The 20512-nt window shown below is 49.2% G+C and carries 33 protein-coding genes; 25 read left to right on the forward strand and 8 right to left on the reverse strand.

The features are described from left to right. The 3 genes from HMPREF1147_RS10835 to HMPREF1147_RS10845 form a co-directional block, all read left to right on the forward strand. A partial coding sequence (locus HMPREF1147_RS10835; protein ID WP_037351356.1) for an IS30 family transposase occupies positions 1-483 on the forward strand: 483 nt, incomplete at its 5' end. 75 nt (positions 484-558) lie between these two features. Further along, positions 559-753 carry a hypothetical protein gene (locus HMPREF1147_RS10840; protein ID WP_009658964.1) on the forward strand — a complete coding sequence of 65 codons (195 nt, stop codon included), beginning with the start codon at positions 559-561 and terminating at the stop codon, positions 751-753. Next, positions 737-1084, forward strand: coding sequence for a type II toxin-antitoxin system PemK/MazF family toxin (locus tag HMPREF1147_RS10845; protein ID WP_232208089.1), 348 nt, complete (start codon positions 737-739; stop codon positions 1082-1084). Before HMPREF1147_RS10840 ends, HMPREF1147_RS10845 begins: the two co-directional genes overlap by 17 nt. Before the next feature lie 46 nt (positions 1085-1130). On the opposite strand, the gene HMPREF1147_RS10850 is transcribed toward HMPREF1147_RS10845, so the two are convergent. The 5 genes from HMPREF1147_RS10850 to HMPREF1147_RS10870 form a co-directional block, all read right to left on the reverse strand. Further along, entirely contained in the window at positions 1131-1805 is a 675-nt protein-coding gene (locus tag HMPREF1147_RS10850; RefSeq protein WP_009658968.1) for a Fic family protein, read from the reverse strand. Positions 1806-1841: 36 nt separating this feature from the next. Further along, positions 1842-3917 (reverse strand): AAA family ATPase, encoded by a 2076-nt coding sequence (locus HMPREF1147_RS10855; protein ID WP_009658949.1) that lies wholly within the window; start codon positions 3915-3917, stop codon positions 1842-1844. Positions 3918-4399: 482 nt separating this feature from the next. Beyond that, a complete protein-coding gene (locus HMPREF1147_RS11805; protein WP_198002996.1) occupies positions 4400-5005 on the reverse strand; it encodes a type II toxin-antitoxin system PemK/MazF family toxin in 606 nt (201 codons plus the stop codon). Between the two features lie 34 nt (positions 5006-5039). Next, positions 5040-5462: an ImmA/IrrE family metallo-endopeptidase gene (locus tag HMPREF1147_RS10865; protein ID WP_009658939.1), complete on the reverse strand. Its 423-nt coding sequence runs from the start codon at positions 5460-5462 to the stop codon at positions 5040-5042. 24 nt (positions 5463-5486) lie between these two features. Then, positions 5487-5951, reverse strand: coding sequence for a helix-turn-helix domain-containing protein (locus tag HMPREF1147_RS10870; RefSeq protein ID WP_037351541.1), 465 nt, complete (start codon positions 5949-5951; stop codon positions 5487-5489). Between the two features lie 125 nt (positions 5952-6076). Here HMPREF1147_RS10870 and HMPREF1147_RS10875 point away from each other — a divergent pair, with 125 nt between their 5' ends. After that, a complete protein-coding gene (locus HMPREF1147_RS10875) occupies positions 6077-6274 on the forward strand; it encodes a helix-turn-helix transcriptional regulator (protein ID WP_037351544.1) in 198 nt (65 codons plus the stop codon). A gap of 63 nt (positions 6275-6337) precedes the next feature. Continuing rightward, on the forward strand, positions 6338-6532 hold the full coding sequence (locus tag HMPREF1147_RS11810) for a hypothetical protein (RefSeq protein WP_071530721.1): 195 nt from the start codon (positions 6338-6340) through the stop codon (positions 6530-6532). Here the strand turns inward: HMPREF1147_RS11810 and HMPREF1147_RS10880 are convergent. Continuing rightward, positions 6491-7261, reverse strand: coding sequence for a DUF4393 domain-containing protein (locus HMPREF1147_RS10880; protein WP_037351547.1), 771 nt, complete (start codon positions 7259-7261; stop codon positions 6491-6493). The genes HMPREF1147_RS11810 and HMPREF1147_RS10880 overlap by 42 nt on opposite strands. Positions 7262-7380: 119 nt before the next feature. On the opposite strand from HMPREF1147_RS10880, the gene HMPREF1147_RS10885 reads away from it, so the two are divergent. Then, a complete protein-coding gene (locus tag HMPREF1147_RS10885; RefSeq protein WP_009658956.1) occupies positions 7381-7587 on the forward strand; it encodes a hypothetical protein in 207 nt (68 codons plus the stop codon). A 19-nt stretch (positions 7588-7606) separates the two neighbouring features. Here HMPREF1147_RS10885 and HMPREF1147_RS10890 read toward each other — a convergent pair whose 3' ends face one another. Both HMPREF1147_RS10890 and HMPREF1147_RS10895 read right to left on the reverse strand, forming a co-directional pair. Beyond that, positions 7607-7876: a hypothetical protein gene (locus HMPREF1147_RS10890; protein ID WP_009658932.1), complete on the reverse strand. Its 270-nt coding sequence runs from the start codon at positions 7874-7876 to the stop codon at positions 7607-7609. Between the two features lie 190 nt (positions 7877-8066). Then, entirely contained in the window at positions 8067-8480 is a 414-nt protein-coding gene (locus tag HMPREF1147_RS10895; protein WP_156791343.1) for a hypothetical protein, read from the reverse strand. A gap of 51 nt (positions 8481-8531) precedes the next feature. Between HMPREF1147_RS10895 and HMPREF1147_RS12120 the strand changes: the two genes are divergently transcribed. From HMPREF1147_RS12120 to HMPREF1147_RS10990, 19 genes are all read left to right on the forward strand, one after another. After that, on the forward strand, positions 8532-8684 hold the full coding sequence (locus tag HMPREF1147_RS12120) for a hypothetical protein (RefSeq protein WP_009658974.1): 153 nt from the start codon (positions 8532-8534) through the stop codon (positions 8682-8684). A gap of 377 nt (positions 8685-9061) precedes the next feature. Further along, a complete protein-coding gene (locus tag HMPREF1147_RS10905) occupies positions 9062-9250 on the forward strand; it encodes a hypothetical protein (RefSeq protein ID WP_009658942.1) in 189 nt (62 codons plus the stop codon). Between the two features lie 92 nt (positions 9251-9342). Further along, positions 9343-9651, forward strand: coding sequence for a helix-turn-helix domain-containing protein (locus HMPREF1147_RS10910; RefSeq protein ID WP_232208090.1), 309 nt, complete (start codon positions 9343-9345; stop codon positions 9649-9651). Further along, positions 9651-9962, forward strand: a complete 312-nt coding sequence (locus HMPREF1147_RS10915) for a LysM peptidoglycan-binding domain-containing protein (RefSeq protein WP_037351569.1) — start codon at positions 9651-9653, stop codon at positions 9960-9962. Before HMPREF1147_RS10910 ends, HMPREF1147_RS10915 begins: the two co-directional genes overlap by 1 nt. Further along, positions 9959-10144, forward strand: coding sequence for a hypothetical protein (locus HMPREF1147_RS10920; protein ID WP_009658925.1), 186 nt, complete (start codon positions 9959-9961; stop codon positions 10142-10144). Before HMPREF1147_RS10915 ends, HMPREF1147_RS10920 begins: the two co-directional genes overlap by 4 nt. 112 nt (positions 10145-10256) lie before the next feature. Then, positions 10257-10547, forward strand: a complete 291-nt coding sequence (locus HMPREF1147_RS10925) for a hypothetical protein (RefSeq protein WP_009658919.1) — start codon at positions 10257-10259, stop codon at positions 10545-10547. Between the two features lies 1 nt (position 10548). Next, positions 10549-10854, forward strand: coding sequence for a hypothetical protein (locus tag HMPREF1147_RS10930; RefSeq protein ID WP_009658943.1), 306 nt, complete (start codon positions 10549-10551; stop codon positions 10852-10854). Further along, on the forward strand, positions 10851-13370 hold the full coding sequence (locus HMPREF1147_RS10935; protein WP_009658960.1) for a DNA methyltransferase: 2520 nt from the start codon (positions 10851-10853) through the stop codon (positions 13368-13370). Before HMPREF1147_RS10930 ends, HMPREF1147_RS10935 begins: the two co-directional genes overlap by 4 nt. Beyond that, positions 13367-13723 (forward strand): DUF4406 domain-containing protein, encoded by a 357-nt coding sequence (locus tag HMPREF1147_RS10940; protein WP_009658963.1) that lies wholly within the window; start codon positions 13367-13369, stop codon positions 13721-13723. Before HMPREF1147_RS10935 ends, HMPREF1147_RS10940 begins: the two co-directional genes overlap by 4 nt. Continuing rightward, entirely contained in the window at positions 13720-14103 is a 384-nt protein-coding gene (locus HMPREF1147_RS10945) for a single-stranded DNA-binding protein (RefSeq protein WP_037351554.1), read from the forward strand. The genes HMPREF1147_RS10940 and HMPREF1147_RS10945 overlap by 4 nt, the downstream gene beginning before the upstream one ends. Positions 14104-14117: 14 nt before the next feature. Then, positions 14118-14438, forward strand: coding sequence for a hypothetical protein (locus HMPREF1147_RS10950; RefSeq protein ID WP_009658969.1), 321 nt, complete (start codon positions 14118-14120; stop codon positions 14436-14438). After that, positions 14438-14686 (forward strand): hypothetical protein, encoded by a 249-nt coding sequence (locus HMPREF1147_RS10955; RefSeq protein ID WP_037351187.1) that lies wholly within the window; start codon positions 14438-14440, stop codon positions 14684-14686. The genes HMPREF1147_RS10950 and HMPREF1147_RS10955 overlap by 1 nt, the downstream gene beginning before the upstream one ends. A gap of 12 nt (positions 14687-14698) precedes the next feature. Beyond that, positions 14699-15133, forward strand: coding sequence for a DUF1064 domain-containing protein (locus HMPREF1147_RS10960; RefSeq protein ID WP_009658973.1), 435 nt, complete (start codon positions 14699-14701; stop codon positions 15131-15133). A 2-nt stretch (positions 15134-15135) separates the two neighbouring features. Then, positions 15136-15354: a Lar family restriction alleviation protein gene (locus tag HMPREF1147_RS12450; protein ID WP_071530722.1), complete on the forward strand. Its 219-nt coding sequence runs from the start codon at positions 15136-15138 to the stop codon at positions 15352-15354. 65 nt (positions 15355-15419) lie between these two features. Next, positions 15420-16169: a phage antirepressor KilAC domain-containing protein gene (locus HMPREF1147_RS10965; RefSeq protein ID WP_009658938.1), complete on the forward strand. Its 750-nt coding sequence runs from the start codon at positions 15420-15422 to the stop codon at positions 16167-16169. 453 nt (positions 16170-16622) lie between these two features. Next, a complete protein-coding gene (locus tag HMPREF1147_RS12125; RefSeq protein WP_156791347.1) occupies positions 16623-17402 on the forward strand; it encodes a hypothetical protein in 780 nt (259 codons plus the stop codon). Between the two features lie 4 nt (positions 17403-17406). Then, complete coding sequence (locus HMPREF1147_RS10980) at positions 17407-17820, forward strand: DUF1492 domain-containing protein (protein ID WP_009658944.1); 414 nt, start codon at positions 17407-17409, stop codon at positions 17818-17820. Positions 17821-18005: 185 nt separating this feature from the next. Beyond that, a complete protein-coding gene (locus tag HMPREF1147_RS10985; protein WP_198002997.1) occupies positions 18006-18620 on the forward strand; it encodes a hypothetical protein in 615 nt (204 codons plus the stop codon). Beyond that, entirely contained in the window at positions 18604-20508 is a 1905-nt protein-coding gene (locus HMPREF1147_RS10990) for a phage terminase large subunit family protein (protein ID WP_009658936.1), read from the forward strand. The genes HMPREF1147_RS10985 and HMPREF1147_RS10990 overlap by 17 nt, the downstream gene beginning before the upstream one ends. Positions 20509-20512 lie beyond the last annotated feature (4 nt).

The following is a 20512-nucleotide window of genomic DNA, read 5'->3' on the forward strand; positions in this document are numbered from 1 at the left end:
CCGGCAATCGCAAACAACCGTGGTCGCATTGGCGACTGGGAAGGTGATACGGTTGCAGGAAGGACAGGTGGCGCGTGTCTGCTAACGAAAGCAGATCGAAAGAGCCGGTTCTTAATTGGACGAAAGCTGCCTAAAAAGACGAGTGAGGCAGTAAGGGACGCAACGATTGATGCCTTGAAGGTCTATCCCGTACATACGATTACGCCGGACAGGGGCAAGGAGTTTGCCAAACATAGACAAGTGACTGAGGCACTGCATGTGCCCTACTACTTTCCACCACCACATCAGCCATGGCAGCGCGGAACCAATGAAAATACAAACGGGCTCCTGCGCGAATACTTCCCAAAAGACCGATCACTTGACGAGGTACGTGAGGAGGATGTGCAAAGAGTCGTGCATGAACTTAACATGCGTCCGCGTAAATGCTTAGGATGGAGAACTCCTTATGAAGTCTTTTTCAATAAAGTGTTGCACTTGACTTGACAATTCACCCTATAATTATCTATCATTATCCGAATAAATCTGATATAATAGGGGTAATCAGAGGAGGTGGACACAATGCGAGATTTTCAGAAATTTATTGAAAAGAATCGTCGTGAGATGTATGCAGTGGCGTATGGCAACTGCCAGCACGATGAGGAGGGGCATTGTATCTTCCCGAAGGATGACCCTTGGATGAATGATACGGTGTGGGATGCCGATCAGCACGAAAGCGATCACCAAGGGGCGCGGTACATTGCAGCAGCGAATTAAAGAACGCGAAGTGTGGTCTGCTTGGGTTCGGTATGAGGATCGTCCCGAAGAGGGGAAGTATCGCCCTGTATTGGTCATTGATGTTGATGGCGATAAAGCTGTCGTAATGTCCGTCCCGATTACATCTGCAGCACCGCGAGATGAATATGACATTGAGGTGTTTGATTGGGCAGAAATCCCTTTGAATCATATCTCAACGGCGCGGATCAGCAAGACAATCGTCATTCCCGTATCTGACTTTTTGAAGAAACTCGGGAAAGTATCAGATGATGATTGGGACAACATCACTGATCTGCTTATGCAGTACATGGAGCATTACGGAATCGAATAAGTTTGTTTATACCTTCGACCGCTCAGAGGCAACTCTAGGCGGTTTTTTATTTTACAAACATCTCTATACGATTCCGTTCATCTTCCTGCAGCTGCTCTGCAAATGTTGCGAATCCCTGCAAATCCTCTGTATTGAGATAGTTGATATACTCCTTACGTCGATCCACGGGAATCACAATCGGCGTTATCTCATCGAGGAAGCAGCTATACACCATCAGAGCACGGCCAACACGCCCGTTGCCGTCCGGGAATGGATGAATATGCTCGAATGCGATATGCTGGCGACAGATAGCGAGTACCTTATCTGAATCGGATGCAGCGGCGTCCATCTGTGCAGCGAGATTGTCGATCCAGTCCGTCAGTGCAGAAGGGACAAGGTAGGGCGGCGTAGGGGTGAAGGCTGCGCCGATGATCATATTCGGGCGCTGCTTGAACTGCCCCGGGACGCTCTCAATTGCATCTTTGCACAGGATTGCGTGCACCTCGCGGATCAGAGAGAGGGAGAGCGGTGTGCCAGATGTCGACTGTTCGACGAGAAAAGTCATGAACGCCTTATAGTTCAGCACCTCGTTCAGCTCGCGCATATCCATTGCACGCGGGACATAGCCATCAACGAGAACGCTCTTTGTCTCGCCCTGCGTCAGCGTGTTGCCCTCGATCGCGGTGGAGTGATGCGCCATTCGCACCATGAGATCACTGAGATATTCGGGTGAGTATGTCATCGTGAGCCTCCTTTCTACATTGGATCTATATCCATATTATTTGAATTTCTTAAAAAGGTTTACCCATACTGAAACGATCGCATCAGTCTTATTTGTATCAATAATCTTTCGCTTAGCCCCTTTAGCTAAAGGAACCTTATAGCCTTTAGGTAATTGAATGTTATATTTCTGAGCAAAACTTTCTAGTTGTGGAATAAGCGGCATATTTTGATCTGGGATAAAATCATCTTCTATATCCCTGAACAATCGAGTAATGCCTTGTTCTAGACACCTGAATGGAATAATATCCTCTATTTCAGAATCGTTTAGATCAGATACATCTTTTATCTCGATGATCTTCTTTTCTGATCCCGCATATAACTCTTTAAGGAGCGCTTTTTTGTAATCTTGTCCAGATTTATCTGAATCAACAACAATGTATGGCAAGCCATCATTTCCGGGAGACATTAAGCTTGCCACTGGACGAATTGACTTTACTCCGCCGACAGGGATAAAAATAATCTCTTTTTGAGGGGCGAGCTTTTTATTTCTAATAAGGAATAACTTTATCGCATTTAGATAATATTGATCAGATACACCTTCAACAATGATAGGCATACATCCTTGGAGCAATATATCTGAGACCCTCAGCCCTAATGCGGCATGAACCGCATATATTGATGTCGAATGTTTGGGATCTTGTGTTGCCCTTAGATCATCTGATAATACAGTGTGCCCGCTATCATCGACATAGGCTAACTTTACATTATCAATATTGTCTGTATCAACTAAGAAGGGGGAGTGAGTGGTATGTATAATTTGATTGTTTTCTGCCAAACTTTGAAAAAAATGAACTAGATCCTTTTGAGCCAACGGATGCAGGGAGAGCCCTGCTTCATCTAAAAGAAGAATAGTATTTGAGAGAGTTTCTGCTGTCTCCACTAAAAACGTTAGGTAAAAACTTAGAAACCACTGCAAGCCTGTGCTTCGAGACTCTAAATCAACTTTGGCAGGGCGCTTCTCATCTGATACCCAGATTTTGAAAGAATATCCGTCTGCACGAAGCAAAAAATCATAGGTTCCTTGTTTCCACCAGTCACGAAATTTTGCAGTTAATTTTGCGGAGGCAGAGTCTAATAAAACAGTTCGCTCATTTTTCTTTGCCGAGAAGTCTTTTAACTGTTCATTGCTAGGGTTGGATACTGGGTTTCCATAACCATCAAGCATAATGTCTTTTCCAAGCTCAAGGATTTCCTGAGGTTTCAAATTGATAAAAGAAAACAGAATACGCAGTGTCCTAACTTTGGCGGCAGTGGTTCCAGTCAGATCGGTTCTATTCATATCGCTTATTACAGTTGGTAAATAGATTTCAGAGTCCAGATTACCATAGTTCGAATAATAAACGAAGTGGGGAATGGCGGGCTTGAGTGTTTTTGAAAAAAAATCTCCACTATAAATTATATCTTTTTTAGTTAAAATGGTTTTTTCCGTTTCGCAAATATCAAGCAGCGTATCAAAAGAATCTCCATAATTTACTTCTGAAAATGCAGAGAGTTCGTTATACAGATTTATCGCAGCTTCTTTTGTTAGTGTTTCTGTTTTGGCGATGTTTGAAGACAGTTTCTTTACACAGGAAATCAATGCTTCTCGTTGCTCGGCAGGTAATTCCTCTGGAATATTATCTTTACTGAAACTATCCAAAAATTGATGTAGCGCTGCCTGTATCTTTTTTGAAGGACGTTTTTCTTGGATATTTAAGTTGGGGAAATTAAAGAAGTAACGACCGGAATAGTATCTACCAAAATGTAATGTGTAAAATTCTTCTTCCTCGAAAGGGCCGTATTCAACTAGCTTCTCTAAAAGGCCTTCGTCCTCTGATAAATCCCAATATGTCTCTATAAAGTCCATCTTTTGGCATGAATCCTTGAGCTCAGCATATCTTTCTCGCGGAAGATCAGCAAGCAAATTTATCTTTCCATCATCAGTAGCCGGGTTTAACTTCCAAAGAGCTAATAGGATGTTTGACTTGCCAGATTCATTCACACCAATAATATTTGTGATGTCGTTCACATCAACCCATGTGCTATCATCTATGGAACGAAAGTTTTTTACTCTAAAACTGGTTAATTTCATAATAGATATTCCCTTTCACATAGATTTTTGATATAATGAAATCGTTAAGCAATCGTGCTGGGGCATGCAGCACTTTTATGAACCTATGCAGCGCAGCGTGGGAGAAAAAAGTGTGCTAGACGGTTGCTTTTCCTGTTTTATCCGAATATAGCTGTCCTTTTAGGACAGCTTTTTGTATTTTAGAGAGATCACACCTCTATCCAAAAATATCAAAATCAGGCGGATCCTCCGGCGGTTCCGGCAGCTCTATTGGCGGACTCTCACTCTGCCAATCTACCGCCTACTCTATATCGCTCTGAAAGGCGATAGCTCCGTTGCCCATCGTGTTGGCGCACGGTGGGCGGTTTTTTATAGGAAAAAGAAAGAACCCAGTCAAACTTGACTGGGTTCTCCTGTGTCCTAGCGGTCATACGACCGAGCCCGCGAAGAGCATGTGTATTATTATAATACACGAACAGGGAGAATCCGTCAAGCGGAAATGACTAGTTGTTGGTGAACAAAAACGCTCTCAAAACAGTGTCGATCTTTTCCATCGCATCTGAATCAAGACGGATGCCCGAAAGCGGCGAGCTTCCCCGCACAGGATCGGTGATTCGTACTTTGCTGATTGTGACAATCTGATTTGTCAGAGCGATGCTGCCTATTTTAAGGCGGTCAACCTCTCTTTGCAGCGCAGGTGTCGGTGATTGTGTCAGTTTGCTGCGCAACTTCTGAATGAGCTGATCGCCAAGGTCAATTTCTCCAAAATGCAGGGAGTTACGTTGTTCTTCAGATTTTAGAGACGTGAGAGGTACTACAGTCACAACAGGGGCGCGTCTGGAATCGTTGGAGTTCAGAATCACGGCATAATGAAGACCTCCGTGCTCCGAGCCGATACGAAACCCAAAATCCACTTTTACAACATCGCCGCGCTGAAACCTGCGATATGATTGCGGGCGTTCATGGCGCAGCATTTGAATATAGTTCTTAATCCAGTACGAAAGCAGGGAAGCACGTTTGTTTTCGCGTGTGTCGTTTGAGGAGAGACAATCATTCAGAAAATCCCGTAATGGTTGTAGTGCATCTGCTATCAATCTCTGTATCTCCAAAATATCATTCCTTCCTATCGTTTATGGAGGGTTTTTACACACTCTTCAGCTCCACAAACTCCTCCGGCACGCCGGCGGATCGTGCGAGTTGGTATACTGTGCATTCCGGATACACTCGCAGCAGATCGTCAGGGAGAAGAAGCTCGACAGCGAATATGTTTGCCTGCCGTTCAAACTTGCCCTTGGAGTAAAAGGTGCCCTCACAGAGCCACTGCACGTTGATGTCGGGATGACAGATCGCGTGCCCGAGTTCATGTGCACATACAAAACTCTCAAGGTGTTCCGGCAGATCGCTATTTAGGATAATGCTCTGTACTCTATGATACTTGGTATAATAGCCAAGAACTGACTTTAGCTCGTTGTGGATGATCTCGATGTTTCGGTATTCTGCAATCTCAAACGGATTCCGTGTGTTGTATTTTGCAACGAGCGTTGAAACGATTTCCCTTATATCCATATCATTCCCTCTGCTCACGGAAGGTTATTTTTGGTACTTCTTCGGCGTGAATTTCTTCTTTGCGATACGCTTCGAGAGGGTCATTGCCTGTAGGAGTGAGGCTTTCAGCAGTTCCATATCCTCCTCGTCCTCGAGTTCACCCATCGCAGCAGAACCCTTGAGCGAGTGCAGCATATCCTCGAGGTCTTTTGCAATCTGCCGTTCATCGCGTTGCGTAAGCGCGGGCAGATCGTCGGATGCGGGGGCGTTCAGCGTTATCGGTTGATCGCCGTCCAATATTTTCAAAAGAGTGTCCACATCGGTTTTCGTCCCGCGAGCGATCTTCTCGAAGGTCTGCATCGTGGGAGAGATGGGTTTACCTGTTTTGGGGTTTATGCCTTTCTCAAGAACATTGATATACGCCTTGCTAAAGCCGCATAAGTCTGCCAAAGCCTGCATGGACAAGTTATGCTGCTCTCTATATAACTTTAGCCACTCACCAATCTTCATAAGTACGCACCTCAATTCAATGTCAATTATATTTTACATTACAAAAAGAAAGTTGTCAAATATAGTTGACAAAAATATAATCGTCTATTATACTAGACGAAGAATGGAATGAAAGGAGGGAGAGTATGGGGTTTAAAGTCAAAGAAGTCCGCCTTGCAAAAAATATTTCACAGGATGAACTCAGCAAAGCCTCTGGGGTATCGAGGCAGACTATATCTGATCTTGAGCGCGGTGAGGTTGTTAATACCACGACAGCTACACTTGCGAAACTTGCAGAGGCTTTGGGGTGCAAGGTTGGTGATATTTTTGCGCCAGATGTCTAATATAGTAGACAAACCAGAGTGCAGAGGCACGCGGCATCCGCGCAACAGAGAGGAGGTGAGGTCATGGATATGGAGCATTATGTATTTCTCGTCCTGATGTTCTTGGTGTCTACGCTTATCAATGTCACCGCAGCAGGGTATATAGCCCTGCAGTTGGGGCGGTTCGTCTGGATGAATCTGCTAACAGATCCGCATTTTCGTGGGTTACATCACGAGTTACAAGCAAACGCGGCGAAAGGTAAGCCCGAGCGCGGTTAAGTATGCGGTGAAGGATGTGGTCTGGATTTCTTCCCAGACTGCGGCGTAGGAGCGGAAATCCCTCTCCATCACTTTGTAAAGCTGTGTTTCCTTGAAACGCGCAATCAGAGCGGCGTTCTGTCCTCCGATGGATACGTTGCCGAGATTGCGCGTTGGGATGTCGATTAGCCCGAGACGTGACAGGTTTCCTATTGCGAGAGAGACGTTGCGGTCATATGCGGGGAAGTCATCAGAGATGTATATGTCGGAGATGATTTGATCGGCTTTTGGGTCTTCTTTGTCCCGAAAACGGCAATAGAGCAAGGTTGTTGGGTTCTCAAAGGACGATAAAACCCGAGCATCTAGCGGATTCATCTGCTTGATGATCTCGACAAACGCGTGATGAACCTGATCGGACTTGGTGACGTCCATCTCAGCAGCAATCAGTTTGGCGAACATCTGCCGGGCTTTCTCTTTTGCTACGTAGTACTTCGAGGCCTCCAAGGCGGGACCAATGAGGCTGATGTCTGGCTCAGGATTGATGTTCTCTGGTGGGATTTTGCTCAGTTCGTTGTCGATGTCCTTGGCATACTTCTCTACGTTCTCTCTAACTATCTTTTCCAGTAGAGGATCCCATCGACCTAATGTTACTTGCCATAGGAGGTTTAGCGTATGTGCGGGTGCTTTGGCACCGCTGGTTAGCCAAGTAGTACCAATTGATACGAGTGCAGATGTGACAACAGGATCCATTTGAATCGTCCTTTCCGTGTAATGAATGCTAGATTGTAAATATATTATAACACACTGAGAGGTGGACAACAACGACGCGGAGGCACGCGGCATCCGCGCAATAGAGAGGAGGTGAGGGGATGGAGGATTGGAAAAAGGAAGTTCAGGAGCTGCAAGAGCGCAGAGGCGCCTTGGCAAAAAAAGTGGAAGCAACGCTTATAGAGAGTGGATGCACCTATGGAGAAGCACGGCGGGTTCTGGACGATCTGTCATATCGTTACAGGAAAAAAAGCGGCAATCTCGTTGAAGCCCTTAGCATCAGCGAGATTGCCAAAGAGACTTTGTAATTAAAGCGAACAATCGGATTCAATTACAAAGGCTTTCCAAGGAGTCACGACGGGCATCGTAGACATCTTCAACTTCTCTCAAAACTTCCACATAAGCCTTGAGAATTGCGTAGGTGTCCATTTTGCTCAAGTCTTGGCGGCTTTCGAGAATGTGAATTGCCAAGATGCCGAGGCTGTTGTGAAGAATAACCTCCGGCTTGAAGAGCGCGTGCGTGTTATCTTCTTGGGCTTGCCTGTACGCCCAATAGAAATTTTGGGCGAAATCATCCATCTGTTCTTTGGACATCATCAAGATCGCCTCCTTTCCGTACTCATTATAGCACGGCGAGGAGGAGAGCAACAAATTTATACGCCGCCGATGGCGGCAAAGAAAAACAGCCCGCATAGGGCGAGGGAGGTGAGGAGATTGGGTATATTGACAAGAGGGTATCGCTATTATCGCGCCCATCCAGAGGACGCATTGGCATTGATTATGTCGCTTATCGCGCTAGGTCTATCCAGTGCAACGCTTGTAATAGCGATATGGTCGCCACAATGAGGGCGCTGATAGAAATGACGATAGGGATAATTTTCAACGCACGATCTTCTAGTACCTTTTGACGGTCATGCTTTTTCTGCCATTTCCAATCTTCCCAAGCTTTCAGACCGTGAGAGGATAATTCAAGAAGATCTGCGTTTGTTGGGGAATACTGAATATAGTATGTATCTGATTTTGGGAAAAGAACTCCTCCAAAAGCAACCATGGAATCATCGTAATCATAATCCATAAGGAGATGGATGCGATGTTTCACAGCGGATTGTTTTGGGAATGAATCAGTGAGTGCAGTTTCCGTCATTGGTGCAAGGGCGAGTTTTTCAAGGATTTCATAGTCGAGGTCGGTTAATTCGTTCACAGGGATCATGTGAATCAGCTCCTTTCCGTACTCATTATAGCACGGTGAGGAGTGAGAGAAAACGCCTGTGATGGCGGGCAAGGAGGGGAGAAAATCCTGCGTGCGGCGGCGTTTTCGTTCATGCGCGGGCTTGAGGTCGGACACAGCGCAAAAGTGGCGGATGATACCGCCGCCGATGACGGCAAAGAAAAACAGCCCGCATGAGCGGGCTGTGGATTGAGACGGAGGAAGGTGAAAATCACGTCTAGCAGGATAAAGAAAATGATTGAGCGACTTGATGATTGGACGCTTGAAAATCAGGGAATCATGCTCATACTCAACATCTTATTCATATCTATCGCTATTGTGTGTACGGCAATCAACGTAGGAGGGATGCTACGCTAGCAATAGCAGCAATGCTTCCACTGATGGCGGCGATCAGCGCGAGTTTCCTGTCTTTCATCCGCTCAACACACTCAGGAATCGATGCCCCTACTGCGCTTACCAAGGCGATATGCCTTGCGGAACAGGCATACGGCATCGACATGACTGCAATCAAGCCGGTTGTTCTTCGCGGAGTGCCCACCGAAAGGAGATAACGAATGGCAAATATCATGACGATCGGCCATGCTTGGCTGAACGCCGAGGACGTTGCGCGCGGATGGGGATTCGTAAAGACGGAAGTCAAAGATGGTAAGACATATGAGAGCATCAGGTGGGCGCGAGTGAATGCCTATCTCGAGGAATTTCGCTTTCGACCACAAGTGGGCGAAAATGATTTCCTCTGTTGATGCCCTGCGGTGAGAGGAGGGATGCCACAGCAATAATTCGCCGGACGGTAAAGGATGATGTGAGGCTAAACAGATAGAACGGAGGTGCAATGATGGATAACGCAGCAATGGAGTCCATCATCGCCAGTGCGATCGAGCGCGCAAGCAGATCGGTCGCTGTTGTGCGGGAATGTCAAACACCAGACGAACTCCTGACGGTGGTCGAGGTTGCCGCAGTACTCGGCGTTGGTAAGAACTATGCAAATATGCTGGTGCAGTCCGGGATTATCCGAGGCATCAAGCTGAACGGCATGAAGGTGCGTAGGCGTGAGCTTGAGCGCTGGATGGCCGCAATGGACGGGATGGATCTGGAGGATCCTCGGAATCCAGTCCCGATCGAGAGAAAGGAGGCAGTTGCATGATGGATGCGAGGAAGGTCATTGCCGGATGCTGCATCGCAGGAGCGGCGATCCTCTGCTCTGGCGCGGTCAATCCATGGGAGGACGGCAAGAACGCCGTCCTCGTCGAGGAAGTCTACGTCGTCCAGAATGGCGATACGCTTTGGGGGATCTCGGAAATGTACCTCCAGAAGAATACCGCGACAAGGCGGTACATCTTGGAATACAAAGAAGGCATCTACGAAAATAACCCCTGGCTCGTAGAGCGAAAGGGGCTAATCCAGCCAGGGGATCAGTTGGTCTTGACCTATTGGGTGAAAGGAGATACGCAGTGAAGGGTGAGTGGAAAATCTCAAGCATGTATCTCGGCGGTAAGAAGGTGTACCAGGTCTATCGCATCAAGGACATGACGCGCGTAGACCACAGCGGGAATCGTGAATATGCGGGTGGACTGCTGCACGATGAGCGCGAAGCTATGGCGCTTGCACAGAAACTGAACAAGGAGACGCAGGAATGAGATATATCTGTGCAAAGAAAAAGCACTCAGAGAGGTGCAACCCTCCGAGCGCTAAAGAACATGTGGACAACATGCAACATCAGTATACCACAATAAAGAGAGGAACGCCACAATGAATCAAGGAAAACAGATGGCGGGCGGGCGACGCCTGCGCCGCACCGTATTCATGCCGAAAGACAACATCCGCGTAATGGTGGCGACCTATGAACAGGAGACACCGAACGAAGTATTCTGGGAGACTGTAATCGCAGGAGACTGCAATGACAGTGCGGGCGGCATTGTGATTCCATCGCAGACGCGCAAAGACGCATACAAAATGCACGACATGGCGGCAGACATCATCCGTATGATCGGACTGAAAGAATTTAAGATACTGCGGAAAGGATACACGAATGGAGCATAAAATGATGGATTTTGGAACGCGACAAATCGAGCGAACCGCCTTCCAACCAAAAGATGGCATCAAAATCAAAATCGAAACATATCAGCGGGATTCCATCGTTGAAATATCATGGAGGACATACATTACAGCGACATCGCCGGAGGGAGAGGAGGACATCGGAATCACGCTGCGGAGCAAAGAAAATGCAATCGCAATGCATGAGGGAATCGTGCGGTTGATCGAAATGTTAGGATTTGTAAAACTGGCACCGATTCCGGAAAAGAAGGCACCGATCGAACAGTATGTGCAAGAGGAGGAAGATATATGAAGAGTACATATCAAGACTTCCTTGCCTCCAAAATGGTCATTGCCAAAAAGACGGGCATTGCCATTGATCCGGGGGAGATAAGTCCTGTACTTAAGCCGCACCAGCGCGACGCGGTCATGTGGGCAGTGCAGGGCGGGCGCAGGGCAATCTTCGCAGCATTCGGCCTCGGAAAGACCGTTATGCAGCTCGAATGGTGCCGTCTCATCCACGAACACAAGGGCGGCAAGATGCTCATTGTGTGCCCGCTGGGTGTCAAACAGGAGTTCATGCGTGACGCTGTGACACTCCTCCACATGGATGCGCCTGTCTACGTCCGCAACATGGAGGAGGTAACGGATGCGCCCGGTTGGCTCATGATCACGAACTATGAGCGCGTACGTGACGGCGACATCCGCCCCGACGCATTCGCGGGCACGAGCCTTGATGAGGCAGCTGTCCTGCGCTCGTTCGGGAGCAAGACCTATCAGACGTTCCTCGGCAAGTTTCGCGGTGTGCCGTACAAGCTTGTATCCACGGCGACACCATCGCCGAACAAGTACAAGGAACTCATCCACTATGCGGGCTATCTTGAGATCATGGACACGGGGCAAGCACTCACACGGTTTTTCAAGCGTGACAGTACGAAGGCGAACAATCTGACGCTCTACCCGCACAAGGAAAAAGAGTTCTGGCTCTGGCTATCGACCTGGGCACTCTTTATTCAAAAACCGTCGAACATCGGATATGACGATACGGGCTACGACTTGCCCGAACTCGAAGTGCGCTATCACAAGCTTGGACGGCCGCCCGAAATAAGCGAAGAGAAGGACGGGCAGATCAAGATGTTTCACGATGCGGCGCAGGGGCTATCTGAGGCGGCGCGGGAAAAGCGGGACAGTATCGCCGCACGCATGACAAAGGCAAAGGAGATTGTCGACGCTGCGCCGGACGATCATTTTATCATCTGGCACGACCTCGAGGATGAGCGGAAGGCAATCAAAAAGGCACTGCCGGAAGCGCGGGAAATCTATGGGTCACAGGATATGGACGTGCGTGAGCGGAACACGATCGACTTCTCTGACGGCAAATTCCGCATCCTTGCGACGAAAAAGGAGCTGTCAGGGAGCGGCTGCAACTTTCAGCGGCATTGTCACAGGATGATCTTCCTTGGGATTGACTACGAGTTCAACGATTTTATACAGGCGATTCATCGCTGTCACAGATTCCTGCAGCCGCATAAGGTCATCGTGGACATCATCTACATGGACAGCGAGCAGGAAATACTCAAGGTCTTGCAGCACAAGTGGACGCAGTACAATCACCTGACGCAAAAGATGGCGGAGATCATCAAAGAATATGGGCTTGGCGGCGCACAGGCGGCGGCTGAGATGGGACGAAGCATAGGAGTTGATCGCGTGGAAGTAAAAGGCGACGGATGGACGGCAATCCATAATGACTGCATCGAGGAGACAAAGCGGATGGCGGATGATTCCGTTGATGAGATTGTGACCTCTATCCCCTTCTCCAATCACTATGAGTACACGGCAAGCTATAACGATTTCGGGCATAACGAGGACACGACGCGATTCTTCGAGCAGATGGACTATCTGAGCCCCGAGCTCCTGCGCATCCTAAAGCCGGGGCGCGTGTTCGCTTGTCACGTCAAAGATCGCGTGCTCTTTGGAAATGCGACGGGGACGGGGATGCCGACCATCGAGCCGTTCCATGCGCTCTGCATTGAGCACTATATGCGGCATGGGTTTCAGTATTTCGGCATGATTACCGTGGTGACGGACGTTGTGCGCGAGAACAATCAGACCTATCGCCTCGGCTGGACGGAACAGTGCAAAGACGGCAGCAAGATGGGCGTCGGATGTCCTGAGTACATCCTGCTATTCCGAAAACTGCCGTCCGATACATCAAAGGCCTATGCAGATACACCTGTCACAAAGACAAAAGAGGAGTATACCCGTGGACGGTGGCAGATCGATGCGCATGGATATTGGCGCAGCAGCGGAGACCGCTCGCTCACGAAAGAGGAGGTAATGAGCTTCCCTGTGAGTGACCTCCAGCGCGTATATCGGAAGTATAGCCGTGAGAGCGTCTATAACTACGAGGAGCACGTCGCGATGGCGGAGAGCCTCGACAAGGACAAGAAACTGCCCGCGACATTTATGGTCGTCGCGCCCGGCAGTTGGTCTGATGATGTGTGGGACGATATCAACCGGATGCGGACGATGAACACACTGCAGGCGCAGAAGGGCAAACAGCTCCATGTATGCCCACTGCAATTTGATATTGTCGATCGCCTGATCGAGCGGTACAGCAACAAGGGTGATCTCATATTTGACCCGTTCGGAGGACTGATGACCGTCCCGCTCTACGCGTTGAAACTGGGGCGGCGTGGCATGGCGACGGAACTCAATGCAGATTATTTCCGTGATGGTGTTGGTTATCTCAAAGCGGAAGATGCAAGGCGCAGCGCGCCAACACTGTTTGACTTTCTCGAGGACGGAGAAGAGGAGGCGGCATCATGAACAATTGGTATTATATCTCGCATCCCTATACGGGAAACGAGGAGCAGAACAGGGAGGATGCGGCGGAGATACACCGGAAGCTTCAAGAACTGTATCCGGATATGCTTTTTATCAATCCGCTTGCTATGTTCCAACCGCTGAAGGACCTGCCATATGAGCAGGTAATGGACTGCTGCATAGAGGTGTTGCTTGCATGTGATGGGATCATCATGACGGGGAACTACCTTGAGAGCAAGGGCTGCAAAACGGAACTTGGGATTGCAGAGGAGCGGGGAATGCATATCCGCGGATGCACAGAGCGTGGAGAGCTTTGCTTTTTGCCAAGACCTCAAGAATATGGAGGGAACAAATGAATATATGGTCAGGATCGGGACGGCTTACAAAAGAGCCGGAAGTGCGGTATACGAAAGCGGGGACCTGCGTCTGCCGCCTGAATATAGCCGTAGATGACGGATATGGAGAGAAAAAGCAAACGTATTTCCTACCAGTCACGGTCTGGGATAAATTCGGCGAGGTATGCAGCCGCAGTCTCGTCAAGGGACAGAAGGTGACGATTGCCGGGAAGATTGCGCAGCACAGCTATGAGAAAGATGGCATGAAAAGGTCTGCAATCGAGATCATCGCGCGTGAAGTAGAGTTCGGGGAAAAGCCGAAAGGATACACCGGGAGCATGGATGATGATGGCAGAGAAATTCCAGGTCATATTGTATCGGACGATGACATTCCATTTTAAAGGAGCGTGCTGAGATGGCAGAGATTGACATGACAAATCCGCAGCCGTGCACGAAGTACCGCGATGCGGCAACAACAGAGTGGGTGGCGAAGTTGTACGAGGAGACGCATGAGGTGGCGCAGGAGGCAATAAAACTTTTTTGTTTGCACTGCGCACGGTGCGGCGAGGAGGATGAGGCTGCGATTGAGGCGGTAGAAACCAATCTTGCCGAAGAACTTACGGACGTTATCACGGTCTGCGTCTCGTGGCTTGATGCACTCGGCTACGATGAGAAGGCTCGTGGTGTGGTGCAGTGGCGCGTGAACGAGAAGAACAAGAAACGCGGGTACGTCTGATGGACATGAATGCTTTTATCAAAGAGCGGGATATGGCGCTAATATCCCTTGTGGTATACGGACAAGCGAAAAAGTTGAAAAAATATGCGCGGAAATATGGTATTGCTTTTCCAAAAGACAAAAACGTACTCATGGCAGGTGCCTGTAAAGCGTTGCTTGGCAGTACATCGCCATACATCAAACAACCCCATAAGGACAAGGCTATATGGTGGTTGTCGCGACATGGGATGAGGCCATGGATTGAGTAAGGAGGCGGCGACATGGACGAGTACACGCCTTGCAAGAAACCCGACCCGACGGCGCGGGAAGCAATCGGGAATGTGATGCGTATCTTGCGTACACAGCGCAAGAAGCCGAACAAGTACAACGCCCGCAAGACGGTTATGTGCGGGCATGTGTTTGACAGCAAACGTGAAGCGGAGATCTATCTTGACCTGCTCTCACGAAAACAGCACGGCGAGATTATCCGCATTGGCTTGCAGCCGTCCTACACGCTCCTTGCGGGGTTCAAGGACAACACGGGGAAGAATCAGAAGCCGATTACCTACACAGCGGATTTCTTCGTGACGTATGCCGACGGGCGCAATGAGGTGATTGAGGTCAAGGGCGTGCGGACGCGGGACTATCAGCTGCGCAAGAAGCTGTTCCTGCACATGATGAGGGAGACGGATATTATCTTTCGGGAGGTGCGGTGATAGTGAAACGAAGGTTATTATTTTCCGAAAGACCGGATGCTATACGCAAAACAGGATTGAAACCTTGCCCCTTTTGCGGGAGCAACAGAGTGTGCAGACACTACATAATGGGACAGAACCGCTTTGCCGTTCGTTGCCTTGAGTGTGGTATCACAACGCGGAGTTTTCTTGATGTCAATGACGCAGTGAAAATATGGAACAGGAGGGCAAAAGATCAATGACCCTCGGCAGTCTCTTTGACGGGATTCTGCATTGAGGAGTTTGTACGGGTGAAGGAGGAGAAGAAATGACAAACGCAATCGCACTGATTTTCGATAACGAGAACGGGGAAGTACGGATCAGCGGGCGGCAGCTTCACATGTTCTTGGAGGTGCAGACACCCTACACGAAATGGTTTGACCGTATGACGGAATACGGCTTTACGGAAAACGTAGATTTCAACTTGGACAAAAATGTCCAAGTTCAAAACGAGGGAGGGCGTGAGGTAAAGCGCGAACTTATCGACCATCTCATGACGCTCTCCATGGCAAAGGAACTGGCAATGCTCCAGCGCACCGACAAAGGCAAGGAGGTGCGTCTGTACTTCATCCGCGTGGAGGAGGAATGGAACACGCCCGAGCGGGTCATGGCGCGTGCCCTGCGATTCTCCGAGCGGATTCTGAGCGACACAAAGGCACTTCTTACGGACGCGCAGAAGCAGATCGAGCGTGACCGTCCGAAAGTTCTGTTCGCAGATTCCGTGAGTACAAGCCATACGACCATCCTCATCGGCGAGCTTGCCAAGATCATCAAACAAAACGGCGTTAATATGGGACAGAATCGGCTTTTTCAGTGGATGCGGGAGAACGGTTATCTCATTGGGCGACGAGGAACGGATTACAACATGCCGACACAGAAAGCAATGGAGATGGGACTGTTCACAATAAAAGAAACAGCCGTTTCACATGCAGATGGGCATACATCCATCAGTAAGACACCGAAAGTGACAGGCAAAGGACAAGTGTACTTTGTCAATAAATTTGTGGCAGGGGTGTGAGCACATGAAAAAGATATGCATTGCATGCGGCAGAACGTTCGAAGCGACGAGAAATGCGAAATGCTGCCAAGAATGCCGCAATGATGGGAAAAGAATTTGCGCGCACTGCGGGCATGAAATCATCGGGGAATATAAGCACAGTTACTGCAAAGAATGCAACAACATCCTACAAGAAGCAAATAGGAAAAAGAGGGAAGCCGCAAAGAAAAGAACAAAAACAAAGACAGAGCAGATGCGTACACAGGGAAAGCAGACATTGGATGAAAAAATTACAGCGGCACAGGCTGCCGGCATCAGCTATGGGAAATATAGCGCAATGAGGCGAGGATTGCTGCGCATATAAACAAGTTCCTTCTATAATATATAAATGTTTTTTCATCGAGGGGGGGGCGCGGACCCTTTTCCCTCTCGATAAAGGAATTAATATACCGACATATTTATGCATGCAGAAAGATGGCGGAGGAAGAAATGGCATACAAGAGATCTAGATGGGAATCTCAAGACGGACGTTTTCGAATTGAGAAGAAATATTACTCCTTCCGTGCGTTACCGCTAAGACCAGAAATCAGAGAGAAAAGAGCGAAAAGACAAAATGTCACAAGGGAAACACAAGCAGCGGTTAATCGTCGCCTGCGTGCTGAAAAACTATCAAGGCTCCTCATGGATAACTTTGCTGCCGGAGATTGGTACCTGACCTGTACATATAGAGAACACCCAGAAGCAGAGAATGTGCAGAAGGATTTTGAAAAATTCAAGCGGAAGGTGCGCTCGATTTACAGGAAGAAAAGCACGCCGATGAAATATATTTCCGTGCTTGAAAATTTAACAGGAGCAGGACGGCCACATGGTCATATAATCTTGCCTGCACTCAGCGGCGAAGAACTCGAGAAAATAAAAAAGGCGTGGCCGCATGGAAACGTGGCAGTCAAACTCTATGGCGGGCATGTCACGGATGCGGAACGGCTCGCGGATTACTACACAAAAGAGAAAATAGCGGAACATGCGGGACGATTGCAGACGAGCAAAAACCTTATCCGCACCGAACCAAAAACGGAGACCGTCACAAAATCGGAGGCGTACAAGCCGGAGATACAGCCGCCGAAAGGATACTGCATCATCAAGGAGCTATCATACAGCACATACACGGCGGAGGGCTATCCGCTCACTATTGCGTATTTCGAACAGGTGGAGCAGAAAACACAAACCAGAGGGGAACGCGGGAAGGAGACATAAAGCAGTGACAGCAAAAGAATATCTATGGCGGGTACGCGATGCGGAGAGGGAACTGAAGCGCCTTGAGCAGGAATATGCGCAGGCGCGCGCAGACATCCTGCAGCTGAGATCGATTCAGTATGATGCAGATAAGGTCAGCGGGAATAAAATCGGGGACCTATCAGATGCGATTGCATCGATTGAGGTGTATGCCGGCCGGCTAAATGCGCAATGGGATAAACTGATCAAGCTGCGCGAGGATGCAAAGCGGCAGATTGATACCATGCAAGACGGGCGCTATCGAGAGGTTCTGACATTGCGATATATCGGCGGGCAATCGTGGGAGCAGGTCGCGGTCACCATGGGATATGACTACTACTATGTGCACAAATTGCACGGAGCAGCGCTAAAAAAATTCCCAAAAATCCAAAATGGATAAAAAAAGACAAACTCACCTGTGCTATTATATAAGCTGAGAAAACAGCGAGGGCACAGCATGAGCGGTGCCCTTTTTCTATGGAGTGCAACGGGTCCTTCTAGAGAGTTGAACGCGTGCGCGTTCTTTCGAATGCCCAAAAACCGTCTAGATATAACAAAAAATCATAGCTAAGTAAACTTTTTTGCATGCAAATCAAAACCGACTACGTTAAATACACCTGTGAAACGAGCGGTGAAAAATTTTTAGCGAGAAAGGAGGTGACCTCGTTGAAAGTGACGGCTGACCCGAAAAAGATAACCGTGTCGCAGACCAACTTTGCCCGCGCAATTGGTGTGACGGCAGGGCGTGTCAATCAGCTTATCCAGGAGGGCGTTGTCCTGCGAGATGACAAAGACGCACGCGGCGGGGTGTACCTCGTCCAGAGCATCCGCAACTATGATGCGCTGAAAAACGGAAACGGCGGGACAAATGACGATGACCCAGACTATATCTCCGAGAAGGCGAAACATGAGCGCGTCAAGCGTGAACTCAGCGAACTGCGTCTTGCACAGAACGAGGCGAGCGTCTACGATGCGCGTACCGTCGAGATGGTCATGATTGAGATGCTATCCAATCTGCGGGCCCAGCTGCTCGGCCTTCCGGCAAAACTTGCGCCGGTGATGGAAGGGCGTTCGAAAGATGACATCTACCAGACACTTATTGCTGAGATCGAGGAGAAGCTATCTGAACTGAGCGAATATGAACCGAGCCTGTTCATGCAGGATATAGCGGCGGAGGTGGATGATGAAAACGGCGATTGACCTCTGGCGCATCGTGTCACAAAAGGGGCTCACTTCACTGCCAAAAACGACGGTCAGCACATGGGCGGATGATTACCGCATCCTCTCAAACACGTCCGCAGAGCCTGGGCGGTGGAAAACAAGCCGCGCACCGTACCAAGAGGAAATCATGAACGCATTTACACAGCCGGGCATTCGGCGTGTCGTGGTCATGAGCTCCAGTCAGGTCGGCAAGTCGGACATCATGAATAATGTGATCGGGCGCTTTGCGCATCTAGACCCGTGTGCAATCATGATGATACAGCCGACCATTGAGATGGCGCAGGACTACTCCAAGACCCGCATCTCTCCGATGATACGTGACACAAAGGCGCTGTCACGTATTTTTTATGACGTGAAGGACGGAGCGCAGCAAAACGCACCAAAAACACGCGACGGAAACAATACGATACTCTCGAAGATATTTCCGGGAGGACGTCTCATCATGTGCGGGGCAAACAGTCCGGCGGGGCTTGCATCGCGCCCGATTCGGATACTGCTTGCCGATGAGGTGGACCGCTTTCCAGAATCCGCCGGCACAGAAGGAGATCCTGTTGATCTGGCATCAAAGCGCATGACCACATTCTGGAACAGAGTGATGGGCCTGTTCTCAACCCCGACCATTGAGGGGAGCAGCCGCATTGCGGCGGAGTATCAGGCAGGAACGCAGGAGGAATGGCAGCATGAGTGCCCAAACTGTAAAGAGTATCACACGATCCGCTACACGAACATCCACGCAAAGCACACCGAACATAAGGATGTGCAAGGGCGGAAGATTGTCATCATCGAAGATGTGAAATGGCGGTGCACTGACTGCGGATTCTCCTTTGACGAAAAAACGATGAAAGCAGCACCGCAGAAGTATGTTGCGCAGAATCCTGTTGCCGTCAAGAACGGAATTCGATCGTTTTTCGTCAATGCGTTCTCATCGCCGTGGATGACATGGTCTGAAATCATGCGAGAATGGCATGAAGCGCTTGGAGACCCTACACGCGAGCAGGTCATTGTGAATACGAGATTCGGGGAACCGTATCAAGAGCGTGGAGCATTTGACGACGGCACCGTATTTCTTCAGCGACGTGAGCAGTATGGGGCAGAACTGCCGAATGGTGTACTGATGCTGACCGCAGCCGTTGACGTGCAGGATAACCGCCTTGAATACGAGATATGCGGATGGGGCGAGGCGGAGGAGAGTTGGGGAATTCTCTACGGTGTAATTCCAGGAACGCCGGACCAATGGCGGACGTGGGAGATGCTCGATGAGGTGCTTGATCGCACGTACTTCTTCCGCGACGGCTCTGGGCTTAATATCGTGCGCAGTTTTATTGATTCGGGTGGTCACTATACCGGGAATGTGTACGCCTACTGCCAGCGAAACTATCACAAACAGCGCATCCCAATCAAGGGTAAGGGCGGTCCTGGCATCCCGCTCGTTTACAAAATCGGAAAAGCACAGGGCGCAAGCGTTCCGCTTGTCTTGCTTGGCGTCGATGATGGAAAGCAGCAGGTTATGAATCGGCTGTCGATTGATGCGCCGGGAGCATCGTATTTCCACTTTCCGCTCGATGGAGATGAACGTTTGCCGTATCGAGGGTATGATCAGATATACTTTCGCGGCATCATATCGGAGCACAAAAAGCAGGTGCGCCGGAATGGTGCGCTGCGAACGATATGGGAGACAACCAAAGGCGTACGGAACGAACCTCTTGATCTGCGCGTATACAATCTTGCATGCATGCTCTCATGTACGCCGGATTGGGCGCACATCAAAGCAGCAATGAGGGGAGAGGAAGCGCCGCAAACGCAGAAAAAGAAAAACACAGCGGCAAAGAGAACGACACAAACGGCGCGGCAGACGAACATATGGTGAGGTG

This window comes from Selenomonas sp. FOBRC9 (genome assembly GCF_000287655.1).
Lineage (GTDB): Bacteria > Bacillota > Negativicutes > Selenomonadales > Selenomonadaceae > Centipeda > Centipeda artemidis.